Below are 12,028 nucleotides of genomic sequence, written 5' to 3' on the forward strand. Positions count from 1 at the left end.
CCGGCCTTCCGGATGGCGCAGTGGCCGCCGGCGCGGTCAGTCTTCGACCGCTACCGCTGCGGCGGCTGCGGCCGTGGGGTTCATCGCCACCACGCCCAGCGCCGCGCGCACCTTGTTTTCGATCTCGTCGGCAATATCGGGGTTCTCGCGCAGGTATTCACGCGCGTTGTCCTTGCCCTGGCCGATCTTGTCGCCGTTGTAGCTGTACCACGCACCCGACTTCTCGACGATCTTGGCGTCCACGCCCAGGTCGATGATCTCGCCCTGGCGCGAAATGCCCTGGCCGTACAGGATGTCGAAGAAGGCTTCGCGGAACGGCGGCGACACCTTGTTCTTGACCACCTTGACCTTGGTCTCGTTGCCGATCACGTCGTCGCCCTTCTTGATCGAGCCGATGCGGCGGATATCCAGGCGCACCGAGGCGTAGAACTTGAGCGCATTGCCACCGGTGGTGGTTTCCGGCGAGCCGAACATCACGCCGATCTTCATGCGGATCTGGTTGATGAAGATCACCAGGCAGTTGGTGCGCTTGATGGTGCCGGTCAGCTTGCGCAGCGCCTGGCTCATCAGGCGGGCCTGCAGGCCTGGCAGCGAATCGCCCATTTCGCCTTCGATTTCGGCCTTGGGCACCAGCGCCGCCACCGAGTCGATCACGATCAGGTCGATCGAGCCCGAGCGCACCAGCGCGTCGGTGATTTCCAGTGCCTGCTCGCCGGTGTCCGGCTGCGAGATCAGCAGGTCGCCGACGTTCACGCCCAGCTTGGAGGCGTAGCTGACGTCCAGCGCGTGCTCGGCGTCGATAAAGGCGCAGGTACCGCCCAGCTTCTGCATTTCGGCCACGACCTGCAGCGTCAGCGTGGTCTTGCCCGACGATTCCGGACCGTAGATCTCGACCACGCGGCCGCGCGGCAGGCCACCGACGCCAAGTGCGATATCCAGGCCGAGCGAACCGGTGGAAACCACCTGGATGTCCTTCTCGACCTCGCCGTCGCCCAGGCGCATGATCGAGCCCTTGCCGAACTGCTTCTCGATCTGGGAGAGCGCGGCGGCAAGCGCCTTTTGCTTCTCGGCGCTCACGCCGGCACCCGCCTTCTTGTCGTCCATGGTCGTCCTTGAGTCAATGGTGTATAAATAGGCCGCATGTGGCGCGGCACCGGCATTTGCCGGCATCAGCGCCGGCCCGGCTGTCTGCGTGGCCGCACTCCAGGGGGTCTCCCCCGGGCGGCCCTAGCGGAACGTGCGGGTACTGTATAAAAAAACAGTATGCTTGGCAAGCCCCATCGTGCCGCCTGCGCCCGTTGCGCACCCGGTGCCGGCTATGCCGGCCAGGGTGGAGACAACCATGCGCATTCTGATCGCCGAAGATGACGACGTGCTGGCCGACGGCCTGACGCGCTCGCTACGTCACTCGGGCTACGCCGTCGACCATGTCGCCAACGGCCTCGAAGCCGATTCTGCATTGTCGACCCAGACCTTCGACCTGCTGATCCTGGATCTGGGCCTGCCGCGCATGTCCGGGCTGGAAGTGCTCAAGCGCCTGCGCGCGCGCGGCGCCATGCTGCCGGTGCTGATCCTGACCGCCGCCGACAGCGTCGACGAGCGCGTCAAGGGCCTGGACCTGGGCGCCGATGACTATATGGCCAAGCCCTTCGCCCTGTCCGAGCTGGAAGCGCGCGTGCGCGCGCTGGTGCGGCGCGGCGCCGGCGGCGGCGCCACGCTGATGCGGCACGGGCCGCTGGCCTACGACCAGGTCGGGCGCATCGCGTATCTCAACGACCAGATGCTGGAACTGTCCGCGCGCGAGATCGGCCTGCTGGAGATCCTGCTGACGCGCAGCGGCCGCCTGGTGTCGAAAGAGCAGCTGGTGGACCACCTGTGCGAATGGGGCGAGGAAGTCAGCAACAATGCCATCGAGGTCTACGTGCACCGGCTGCGCAAGAAGATCGAGGTGGGCGGCATCCGCATTGCCACCGTGCGCGGGCTGGGCTACTGCCTGGAGAAATTCCAGCCGGCAGTGGCCACGCCACATTGACCCACCGACCGACGCCACCGCGGGCCACGCGACTGACCTGAGCGCAATTTCGCCGAGATGAGCCTGCTGCGACTGCCCTGGCGGCGCGTGCCGCGCGCCGCGCCACCGCCCTCCTCCACCGCCCCGGGCATGAACGCCGCGGACGCCACCGACCAGGACCTGGCCGACGCCCTGCCGCACCTGGAGGAAAGCACCGCCCATCCGGCGCCGCGCTCCTTGTTCGGCGAGATCCTCGACTGGATGCTGGCACCGCTGCTGCTGCTGTGGCCGATGAGCATCGCGGTGACTTACCTGGTGGCCAAGTCGATCGCCAACGGTCCCTTCGACCGTTCGCTGGAGGCCAGCGCCATCGTGCTGTCGCAGCAGGTGCGCGAGGTCAACGGCCGCGTCACGCTGCAGCTGCCGCTGTCGGCGCGCGAGATCCTGCGCGCCGACGAGACCGACAATATCTACTACCAGGTGGTCGGCAAGCGCGGCGAGTACATCGCCGGCGACCATGACCTGCCACTGCCCTCCGAGGACGACCAGGGCCATGCCGGCCTGGTGTCGCTGCGCGATGACCGCGTGGCCGGCAACGACGTGCGCGTGGCCTATACCTATGTCGAGCTGAAGCAGGTCAGCGGCACGCAGCCGGTGCTGGTGCAGGTGGCTGAGACCCTGGACAAGCGCGCGCGGCTGGCCAACGAGATCATCAAGGGCGTGATCCTGCCGCAGTTCGTGATCCTGCCGCTGGCGGTGGTGCTGGTATGGTTCGGGCTGTCGCGCGGGCTGGCGCCGCTGACCGCGATCCAGCAGCGCATCCGCGCGCGCAACCCCGGCGATACCAGTCCCATCGACGAGCGCGCCGCGCCGCAGGAAATCACGCCGCTGGTAGCGTCGTTCAATGATTTGCTGGCGCGCCTGGATCAGTCAGTGCAAACCCAGAAACGCTTTATTGCCGACGCCGCGCACCAGATGAAGACGCCGCTGGCCGGACTGCGCATGCAGGCGGAACTGGCGCAGCGCGAGCAGTCGCCGGAAGAACTGCGCCGCTCGCTCGCGCAGATCGCCGGCAGTTCCGAGCGCACCGCGCACCTGGTGACGCAACTGCTGTCACTGGCGCGCATGGAAAACCTGGCCGGCGCGGGCACCATGGCGGCGCTCGACCTGTCGGCGCTGGCGCGCGAAGTCGTCAAGGACTGGCTGCCGCAGGCCTGGGCGCGCAGCATCGACCTGGGCCTCGACGCCGACGACCATCCGGTGATGGTGCATGGCAACCGGCTGATGCTGACCGAGATGCTCAACAACCTGCTCGACAACGCGATCCGCTACACGCCGGCGGGCGGTCACGCCACCGTGCGCGTCAGCGCCGATGCGTTCGAGCCGTTCGCTTACCTCGATGTGGAAGACACCGGCCCCGGCATCGCACCGGCCGAGCGCGAGCGTGTGATGGAGCGTTTTTACCGCGTGCTCGGCACCAATATTGAGGGCAGCGGCCTGGGCCTTGCGATCGTGCGCGAAATCGTCCAGCAGCACGGCGGCGAGGTCAATATCACCGACCACGTCTACCAGCAGGCGCCGCGCCTGGCTGGTGCGCACTTCCGGGTAACGCTGCGGCGCCCCGATACTGAGCCCTCCTGATGCACAACCGTCCGCACATCCCTGCCGCCGAGCGGCAGGCCTGGCACCGCAACCTGCGCTGGATCGGCGGGCTGCTCGCCATCTGGTTCGTGGTGACATTTGTCGTCAGCTGGTATGCACGCGAACTGCGTTTCGACTTCTTCGGCTGGCCGTTCTCGTTCTGGGTCGGCGCGCAGGGCGCGCTCATTGTCTACGTGCTGATGGCCGCGCTCTATGCATGGCGCATGAACCAGGCCGACGACGCAGACCCTGACGAGCACCCTGTCGCCCCCACCCCTCCTTCGCAGGGCGCCTCGCGCAGCACACACTCGGATGTTGCATAGCGGCATGGCCGGCGCCCTACAGAGGCCTGGCTGTCGCCGCTGCAACCCACTGCAATGCAGCATGAAACCGCCTGTGCCGGCTAGCGTATACCCCGACGCATTCAGCGTTACTGCGCGCGAATCTGTCAGAACGCAGTAAGTTTCGCGACCCACAATCCTTGCAACTTCGGCAGCCGGGCCTGCGCCGCGCCTTTGCGCACGCAGCGCGCGGCGGCGCGCCGGAGACCCATTCGACAGACGGAGGAGACAAGATGGCAAACGTGCAGAACGTCGCGGTGCCTGGCGGAGGTGCCCAGAATGCGCCGATGACCCACGAAGAGAAGAAGGTGATCCTGGCCTCGTCGCTAGGCACTGTCTTCGAGTGGTACGACTTTTACCTGTATGGCTCGCTGGCGGCCATCATCGCCAAGCAGTTCTTCGCTGGCCTCGACCCGACCTCCGCCTTCATCTTCGCCCTGCTGGCCTTTGCCGCCGGCTTTATCGTGCGGCCGTTCGGCGCGCTGGTGTTCGGCCGCCTCGGCGACATGATCGGGCGCAAGTACACCTTCCTGATCACCATCCTGATCATGGGCATGTCGACCTTCATCGTCGGCCTGCTGCCCGGCTACAACACCATCGGCTGGGCCGCGCCGATCATCCTGATCGCACTGCGCATGCTGCAGGGCCTGGCGCTCGGCGGCGAGTACGGCGGCGCGGCCACCTATGTGGCCGAACATGCCCCGCACGGCAAGCGCGGCTCCTATACGGCGTGGATCCAGACCACCGCCACGCTCGGCCTGTTCCTGTCGCTGATCGTCATCCTGCTGTGCCGCAACCTGACCGGCCCGGCCTTCGATACCTGGGGCTGGCGCATCCCGTTCCTGGTCTCGATCCTGCTGCTGGGCATGTCGGTCTACATCCGGCTGTCGATGAGCGAATCGCCGGCCTTCCAGAAGATGAAGGCCGAGGGCAAGACCTCGAAGGCGCCGCTGACCGAGAGCTTCGCCCAATGGCGCAACCTCAAGATCGTGATCCTGGCGCTGGTGGGCCTGACCGCCGGCCAGGCCGTGGTCTGGTACACCGGCCAGTTCTACACGCTGTTCTTCATGACCCAGGTGCTGAAGGTCGACGCGACCACCGCCAACCTGCTGATCGCCGGCTCGCTGGTACTGGGCACGCCGTTCTTCCTCTTCTTCGGCTCACTGTCGGACAAGATCGGCCGCAAGTGGATCATCATGGCAGGCTGCGCGCTGGCCGTGCTGACCTACTTCCCGATCTTCAAGGGCCTCACCCACTACGCCAACCCGGCGCTGGAACGCGCCCAGCAGTCCGCCCAGATCGTCGTTACCGCCGATCCGAAGCAGTGCTCGTTCCAGGGCAGCCCGATTGCCCGCGAGATCGACTTCCGCAGCTCGTGCGACATCGCCAAGCGGACCCTGGCCCAGGCTTCCGCCAGCTATGAAGTAGTGGATGCGCCGGCCGGCACCACCGCTACGGTGAAGATTGGCGACAAGGAAATTCCCTCGCTCAATGGCACGCTGGTGCCTGCAGGCCACAGCTTCGACGACGCCAGCAAGAAGCAGATCGCGGCGTTCAAGAAGGAAGTGGCTGACTCGATGGGCGCGGCCGGCTACCCGACCAAGGCCGACCCGGCGCAGATGAACACCATCATGGTGCTGGTGCTGCTGACGATCCTGGTGATCTACGTCACCATGGTCTACGGCCCGATCGCCGCCATGCTGGTGGAACTGTTCCCGACCCGCATCCGCTACACCTCGATGTCGCTGCCCTACCATATCGGCAACGGCTGGTTCGGCGGCCTGCTGCCCACCATCTCCTTCGCGCTGGTGGCACAGAACGGCAATATCTACTACGGCCTCTGGTACCCGATCATCATCGCTGCCATCACCTTCGTGGTCGGCTCGGTGTTCGTACGCGAAACCAAGGACGTGAACATCTACGCCAACGACTGACCGGTCGTGCGGCACTGACTGAAACGGCAGGCCATCCCGCCTGCCGTTTTTTTATGCACGAAGCCTTCCTGCAAAATCTTTACCCGAAGGTGTTGACAGGCTCGAAAGCCCAGGTATAATCTCAGTCTTCGTTGGCGAATTAGCTCAGTCGGTTAGAGCGACGGAATCATAATCCGCAGGTCCGGGGTTCGAGTCCCTGATTCGCCACCATTTATTTGAAAAGCCGCGATCTCGCAAGAGTTCGCGGCTTTTTGCTTTGGGTGCTCTGTACAACGAGCCGGCACAAATCCCCTCCTTCTCACAACATCCACACGAAAACATGAGAAAGGCGGGTCGAGTCAAATCATGGCATGCCGACAAAGGCTATGGCTTCATCAACGTCCATGCCGACGTGAAGGACATCTTCTTCCACGTCACCGCGCTACAGAACCGGTCAGCCCCGCCAGCGACCGGCGACCGGGTGATGTTCGAACTGGCCACCAGCAAGGATGGCCGAGTGCAGGCGGTCAACGTCGCGATACTCGGCACGGAAAAACACGCGCAGCCAAAGCAACCCGCTGCAAATGCCGCACTGCTGCTGTTTGCGCTGGCTGCCCTGGCTGGCATTGTCGGCGCCGCCTTCATCGGATACCTTCCAAGGGAGTTCGGCACCGCCAGCCTGCTAATGAGCGTCCTGGCGTTCGCCACCTACTATGTCGACAAGACACGCGCTAACCGCAACGCCTGGCGCATCTCCGAGGCCAGACTGCACCTGATTGCCCTGTGCGGCGGTTGGCCTGGCGCGCTTGCCGCTCAGCAGTTGCTCCGGCACAAGAACCGAAAGCAGGAGTTCCAGGTGACGTTCTGGATCACCGTCGTCCTGAACGTCGGTGCGGTAGTGCTTTGGAAAACGATAATGACAGCTTAGCCGCCGGCCGACCCTGAACGGCTGGCTGCGGCGGCTACCAATAGCGCACGCGCCCGGTATCGATGTGCACGAACTGGTCGGACTCGTAGAAGCCGACACCCCCGCCCTGCAATGACTTGGCTGCGTCGCGCACGTCCGCCAGCGGCACGCCGGCCAGGCGGATGTCGATGGCCTTGCCGTCCATGTGCAGGCTGTGCCTGGCCACGCCGCCGCCGCGGGTGTTGCGCAGGCGCGAGTTGGTGGCCGGGCTGCGGTAGCCGGAAATGACCTGGAATGGCTGGTCGGTGCCGAGCTCGCGGCGGACCTGGAACAGCAGGTCGAACAACTGCGGGTCGATCGTGCCGACCTGGCCGGAGTAGTGGTCGCGCAGGAAACCATTGAGCGTCGTCAGCGCTTCGGGCACGAAGCGGTCGCCCACGGCGTAGACCAACGACACGCGCTCGCCGGTATGCGTATGGTCGAAATCCAGCGTGCGGGCGTCCGGCAGGCTTGCCAGGCCCTGGTTCGCAGGCTGGCTGGCCAGTGCCTGGCGCGGTGCGAGCGGCATCAGGCCGGCGGCGAGGGCCAGGGTTCCGGTGGTATGAAGAAAGTGGCGGCGTGTCTTGCGCGTCGCATCAGTCATAGAACTTCCTCTGAATGTGCGGGTGGCGCCTCAGTGGGTGGTGCCAGAGGCGCTTACGATAGCGGGTTGCTGGGGCCTTCCGTTGCGTTGCCGCAGTGCCTTGTCCAGCAATTTGTCGTGATCGTAGATGTCAGGCAAGAAGGATACACGACCGTCGGCGCGCGCAATGACCGTGCCGTAGGCCAGCACCACCGGCAAGGGCTGCTGCAGGCGTACCGTGTTGGACTTGCCACGCGTCATCGCTTCGCGGATCCGGTTCTCGTTCCAGTCCGGCATATCCTGCAGCACGAACTGCGCCAACGCCACCGGGGCTTCCACGCGGATGCAGCCGTGGCTGAAGTCGCGCCGGTCGCGCTTGAACAGCTGCGGCGAAGGCGTGTGGTGCAGGTAGATATTCTCGTTGTTGGGGAACACGAACTTGATATCGCCCAGCGCATTCAGCGGTCCCGGCCGCTGCCGGATGCGCATGCGGCCGTTCAGCACCGCATCGAGGTTCTCGTCGGACAGCGTGGTCACCGCCTTGCCGTCGCCGGTGACGAACTCCAGGCCCTGCCGGTTGAAATATGCGGGGTCGCTGCGCAGGCGCGGCACCGTCTCGCGGCGGGCGATCGACGGCGGGATGTTCCAGTACGGGCTGAACTCGATATACCGCATGTTCTCCTCGAACAACGGCGTGCGCGTGTCCAGTGCCTTGCCGACGATCACCTTCATCTCCAGCTTGATGTCGAGCTTGCCGTCGCGGACCTCGTAGGCGCGCAGCATGAACTCCGGCACGTTGACCACGATCATGCGCGGACCGTCCAGCGGGGTCCAGCGCAGCCGCTCCATGGTCAGTTCGATCTGCCGCACGCGGCTGGCGATGGGCAGGTTGAGCTGCGCCAGCGTGCCCGCGCCGATCACGCCGTCGGCCTCAAGGCCGTGGCGCGACTGGAACGCCTTGACGCCGTCGACCAGCGCGCCTTCGTAACGTGCCGGCGGCTGGGTGCCCGCGGGCAGGTCGCCCAGCGCGACCAGGCGTGCGGTCAGCGCGGCGATACCCGTCCATGGCTGGCCCGGCGTCAGCTTGCTTGCCGGCAATGGCGGCAGCGGTCCCTGCCAGACCGGCTGCTTCGCGATCTCGCGATAGCGGGCCAGGGCCTCGCGCAGCGTGTCGTAGAGCGGGAACGTGGGCGCTGCCTGGCGAATGGCATCGGGCAAGCGGTGCTGGGCGACGGCGTCGCGCAGTACGGTGGCGGCATCGAAAGGACGCGCCGCCTGCGGGGCGAAGTTGGCATGGACCGTGCGCGGATTGATGCGTCCGCCGTGCAGGTCGGCCAGCATCCGCTCCAGGGCGGTGCTCAGCGCGGTATCCAGGCGCGCGGCGGCATCGGGCGGCAACGCCGGCCCGCTGGCGGCCTGGGTCACGGCCTGGCGCAAGGCATCGGCGTCGTAGTCGCGCGGGTCGAGGCCGTCGGCATCGGCCGCGGCCAGCGCATCGACCGCCTGACGGGCTTCCGGCACCGGGCGGCCCTGCGCAAACCACATCGGTTCGTTGGCGAAGGCGGGCGTGGCCAGCCACGCGGCGCAGGCAATCGCGGCAGCGCCCAGGCGGCGCGCAGCGGCATTCAGGGACTGGGGCATCGGACGGAAAGCTCGGATTCGTCACACATGTCCACAGTCTACCCGCGATGCTGACGTGGCGCGCCAAGCCCGCCACGCGGCACTCACCACACCAGCTGATGCCGGCGCGCATAGTCCACCATCTCAACCAGCGAGCCGACATTGAGCTTGGCCATGATATTGGCCTTGTGCGTGCTGACGGTCTTGCTGCTGATCAGCAACTGCGCCGCGATCGACTTGTTGGAATGGCCGCGCGCCAGGTATTGCAGGATGGTGATCTCGCGGTTGCTCAGCCGCGGCAGGCCGATTTCGTGCAGCTCGCCGAGCTGGCGCACGGTCTCCAGCGTCTGCATGGGAAATACCAGGTAGCCGCTCAGCACGCCGCGCACGGCCTGCATCACTTCGGCCAGGCCGCGCTGCTTGACCACGAAGCCGTGCGCGCCGGCGCGCAGCGCCCGCACCGGCGCCTGCGTGGCGTCGGTGCCGGACAGCACCAGCACGGGCACGGTGGGCAGCATCGCCGAAACCCGCCGGACAAAGTCGATGCCGGAATTGCCGTAGCGTTCGACATCCACCAGCACCAGGCCTGGCCGGTGCTCGCGGGCAAGGCGGAAGCCTTCGCTGACGCCGTCGGTTTCCAGCACCTCGCCCGTGTCCAGCTCGGCGGCAAGTTCGGCGCAAAGCATGGCGCGGAACTTCGAGGGTTCGTCGACGATCAGCGCAAGCGGCAATTCGAGGCTCCTTAACAACTGGCAACGGACTAGTCAGGGACTGGCTGTGCCAAGGTTAAGGGGCCGGAGGGAGTTTGAAGCGCCGAATTCTCGCTGCGCAAACGCAGCAATTTCTGCACGAGGGTCAGGCTTTTCCTTCGATGACGCGGTCCGCGTCAGGCGCTGGCGGCGTCGAGCACTTCGGTCAGCTTGCGGCTCGCATCCAGCGCCGCGGGGAAGCCGCAATAGACCGCACTGTGCACCATCAGCTCGCGCAACTCTTGCGGCGTGACGCCGTTGGCCAGCGCGCCGCGCAGGTGGCCGGCCAGCTCCTGCGGCCGGTTCAGCGCGATCAGCATCGATACCGTGGCCAGGCTGCGCTGCTTGCGGTCGAGCCCCTCGCGGGTCCAGACCGTGCCCCAGGCGAACTCCGTCACCAGCTGCTGCAGGCTGGTGTCGCCCTGCTGCGCGGCGGCGTCGAGCGCGCGCTTGACGTGCTCGGGGCCGAGCACTTCGGTGCGCACGTCAAGACCGGCCTCGAAGGCCGGCGTGGGGGTATAGGCGGGAAGTTGGCTGGGTTCGGCCATGGCATGCGTCTCCGGTTCGGGTGGATGCCGCATGGTAGCCGAACCGGTCAGGCAGATTTGACGGACCGCGGCATCGGCGCCGCGGCCCCTGGTCATTCCGTGCCGGCAGGCAGGAAGCGCGGCGCCGGCGCCGAGCGCGGCACCTCGCGCTCGCCCTGCTGGTGCAGGCGATAGGTGCCGCGCGCCTGGTTATGGGGATGGCGTGCGGCCTCGTCCAGCGTCAGCACGCGCGCGAAACATACGTCGGTGCCGCCCAGCACCGATTCCCAGTGGGCGCTCGGCCTGGCGGCGATGCAAGCAGTAATGCGCGCCTTCACCGCCGGCCACTGGGCGCGGTCGTATTGCGCGGCCGGGTCGATGTCGGTCAGTTCGAGCCGCTCGAGCAGTTCCCGGTAGAACTGCGGCTCGAGCGCGCCCAGCGTGATGGCGCGGCCGTCGGCGCAGCGGAACACGTCATAGAACGGCGAATCGTGGAACGGGCTGGGCTGCGGGCCGCCCAGCGTGCCGGCGGCGCGCGACACCTGCACCAGCGAGCCCAGCATGGCGACGATATCGGTAATGGCGGCGTCCACCACGCAACCCTCGCCGCTGGCGCGCGCGCTCAGGATGGCACTGGTGATGCCGAACGCCAGGCCGAGCCCGCCGGCGGCATCGCCCATCACGGTCGGCGGCACCATCGGCAGCGCGTCATCGCGCGCAGCCATCGACAAGAGGCCGGTCAGCGCGATGTAGTTGAGGTCGTGGCCGGCGCTCTGCGACAGCGGGCCGGTCTGGCCCCAGCCGGTCATGCGGCCGTAGACCAGGCGCGGATTGCGCGCGTGGCACGCCTTGGGGCCCAGGCCAAGGCGCTCCATCGCACCGGGCCGCAACCCTTCGATCAGCGCGTCGGCGCCGGCCACCAGGTCCAGCGCGGCGGCCACGCCCTCAGGCGACTTCAGGTTCAGCTGCACCACGCGCTTGCCGTGCTCAAGCTCCATGTCGGGCGGCACGTTCTGGCCGCGCAGGATGCGGCGGGCATCCGGCGCGACCGGGCGGGTGACCAGCGTGACCTCGGCGCCCAGGCCGGCCAGCATTGCACCGCACAAGGGGCCGGGGCCGATGCCTTCGAATTCCACTACCTTGATACCGCGCAGGGGCAGCAGGTTGCCACGCTCACTCATGATCGTCGTCTCCGGAATCGCCGCTCGCCCGCACCATGGCCGGGCGGCGGCTTGCATTGTGGTATGGGATAGTCGTGCCCGCCGTGGGGCTCGGGAGCATGCTACGCGCCACCGTGTTGACGGGGCAATGGCCAAATGCTTCAGCCGGGTTGACGGATTCCGACAGCCAGCCGGATAGTGTCCTGTTCCGCAAATGCCTTGCCATGAAATCGCCCAGTTGGCCGCCATGCGTCGTTGCTCGTCGTTGCCATAGCTACGGCTATGGCGCCTCCTCGCGCCTAGCCTGACGACCAACTGGACGATTTCATTTTGGCAAGCTATCTGCGGAACAGGACACTAGCGCACCGCAAAATCGGATAAATCCGATCCGACTTGATCTAAATCGGGTCCCGGCAGGACACTGATATGTATTGACCCTGTCAAGTGCTCGTTTCCTTGTTCACGGTAGGACAAGTGTGTTTGGGCCAGGCCCGGCGGTTCTTCGACGGTTGATCATTCTGATATGCGCGGGTTGGG

Annotated in this window: 11 protein-coding genes and 1 tRNA gene; 6 read left to right on the forward strand and 6 right to left on the reverse strand. The window is 66.3% G+C overall.

Going from position 1 to position 12,028, the window contains the following annotated elements:
* Positions 1-36: 36 nt before the first annotated feature.
* Positions 37-1,104 carry a recombinase RecA gene (gene recA, locus DN412_RS34180; RefSeq protein WP_115215643.1) on the reverse strand — a complete coding sequence of 356 codons (1,068 nt, stop codon included), beginning with the start codon at positions 1,102-1,104 and terminating at the stop codon, positions 37-39.
* Positions 1,105-1,342: 238 nt separating this feature from the next.
* Between recA and DN412_RS34185 the strand changes: the two genes are divergently transcribed.
* The 6 genes from DN412_RS34185 to DN412_RS34210 all read left to right on the forward strand — a co-directional run bounded on the left by DN412_RS34185 (position 1,343) and on the right by DN412_RS34210 (position 6,834).
* Positions 1,343-2,032 carry a response regulator gene (locus DN412_RS34185; protein WP_062796932.1) on the forward strand — a complete coding sequence of 230 codons (690 nt, stop codon included), beginning with the start codon at positions 1,343-1,345 and terminating at the stop codon, positions 2,030-2,032.
* A 57-nt stretch (positions 2,033-2,089) separates the two neighbouring features.
* Positions 2,090-3,652: a sensor histidine kinase gene (locus tag DN412_RS34190; RefSeq protein WP_115215633.1), complete on the forward strand. Its 1,563-nt coding sequence runs from the start codon at positions 2,090-2,092 to the stop codon at positions 3,650-3,652.
* A complete protein-coding gene (locus DN412_RS34195; protein WP_115215634.1) occupies positions 3,652-3,975 on the forward strand; it encodes a DUF4212 domain-containing protein in 324 nt (107 codons plus the stop codon). Before DN412_RS34190 ends, DN412_RS34195 begins: the two co-directional genes overlap by 1 nt.
* Positions 3,976-4,226: 251 nt before the next feature.
* A complete protein-coding gene (locus tag DN412_RS34200) occupies positions 4,227-5,927 on the forward strand; it encodes an MFS transporter (RefSeq protein ID WP_115215635.1) in 1,701 nt (566 codons plus the stop codon).
* Positions 5,928-6,060: 133 nt separating this feature from the next.
* Positions 6,061-6,137, forward strand: a tRNA-Met gene (locus tag DN412_RS34205).
* Between the two features lie 46 nt (positions 6,138-6,183).
* Positions 6,184-6,834, forward strand: coding sequence for a DUF1294 domain-containing protein (locus DN412_RS34210; protein WP_244222906.1), 651 nt, complete (start codon positions 6,184-6,186; stop codon positions 6,832-6,834).
* A gap of 34 nt (positions 6,835-6,868) precedes the next feature.
* Here the strand turns inward: DN412_RS34210 and mepK are convergent, their stop codons facing one another.
* The 5 genes from mepK to DN412_RS34235 all read right to left on the reverse strand — a co-directional run bounded on the left by mepK (position 6,869) and on the right by DN412_RS34235 (position 11,512).
* Complete coding sequence (gene mepK, locus DN412_RS34215; protein WP_115215637.1) at positions 6,869-7,456, reverse strand: peptidoglycan L,D-endopeptidase MepK; 588 nt, start codon at positions 7,454-7,456, stop codon at positions 6,869-6,871.
* 30 nt (positions 7,457-7,486) lie between these two features.
* On the reverse strand, positions 7,487-9,076 hold the full coding sequence (locus DN412_RS34220) for a L,D-transpeptidase family protein (protein WP_115215638.1): 1,590 nt from the start codon (positions 9,074-9,076) through the stop codon (positions 7,487-7,489).
* An 83-nt stretch (positions 9,077-9,159) separates the two neighbouring features.
* On the reverse strand, positions 9,160-9,786 hold the full coding sequence (locus DN412_RS34225; protein WP_115215639.1) for a response regulator transcription factor: 627 nt from the start codon (positions 9,784-9,786) through the stop codon (positions 9,160-9,162).
* A gap of 155 nt (positions 9,787-9,941) precedes the next feature.
* A complete protein-coding gene (locus DN412_RS34230) occupies positions 9,942-10,352 on the reverse strand; it encodes a carboxymuconolactone decarboxylase family protein (RefSeq protein ID WP_115215644.1) in 411 nt (136 codons plus the stop codon).
* Between the two features lie 92 nt (positions 10,353-10,444).
* Positions 10,445-11,512, reverse strand: coding sequence for a CaiB/BaiF CoA transferase family protein (locus DN412_RS34235; protein WP_115215640.1), 1,068 nt, complete (start codon positions 11,510-11,512; stop codon positions 10,445-10,447).
* Positions 11,513-12,028: the final 516 nt, after the last annotated feature.

It is taken from the genome of Cupriavidus lacunae, from assembly GCF_003353055.1.
Classification (GTDB): Bacteria; Pseudomonadota; Gammaproteobacteria; order Burkholderiales; family Burkholderiaceae; genus Cupriavidus; species Cupriavidus lacunae.

What these genes read in the sequence shown, in the direction of transcription:
- recA (WP_115215643.1), bottom strand. Translation starts at nt 1,104, where the DNA reads ATGGACGACAAGAAGGCGGGTGCCGGCGTGAGCGCCGAGAAGCAAAAG.
- DN412_RS34185 (WP_062796932.1), top strand. Translation starts at nt 1,343, where the DNA reads ATGCGCATTCTGATCGCCGAAGATGACGACGTGCTGGCCGACGGCCTG.
- DN412_RS34190 (WP_115215633.1), top strand. Translation starts at nt 2,090, where the DNA reads ATGAGCCTGCTGCGACTGCCCTGGCGGCGCGTGCCGCGCGCCGCGCCA.
- DN412_RS34195 (WP_115215634.1), top strand. Translation starts at nt 3,652, where the DNA reads ATGCACAACCGTCCGCACATCCCTGCCGCCGAGCGGCAGGCCTGGCAC.
- DN412_RS34200 (WP_115215635.1), top strand. Translation starts at nt 4,227, where the DNA reads ATGGCAAACGTGCAGAACGTCGCGGTGCCTGGCGGAGGTGCCCAGAAT.
- mepK (WP_115215637.1), bottom strand. Translation starts at nt 7,456, where the DNA reads ATGACTGATGCGACGCGCAAGACACGCCGCCACTTTCTTCATACCACC.
- DN412_RS34220 (WP_115215638.1), bottom strand. Translation starts at nt 9,076, where the DNA reads ATGCCCCAGTCCCTGAATGCCGCTGCGCGCCGCCTGGGCGCTGCCGCG.
- DN412_RS34230 (WP_115215644.1), bottom strand. Translation starts at nt 10,352, where the DNA reads ATGGCCGAACCCAGCCAACTTCCCGCCTATACCCCCACGCCGGCCTTC.
- DN412_RS34235 (WP_115215640.1), bottom strand. Translation starts at nt 11,512, where the DNA reads ATGAGTGAGCGTGGCAACCTGCTGCCCCTGCGCGGTATCAAGGTAGTG.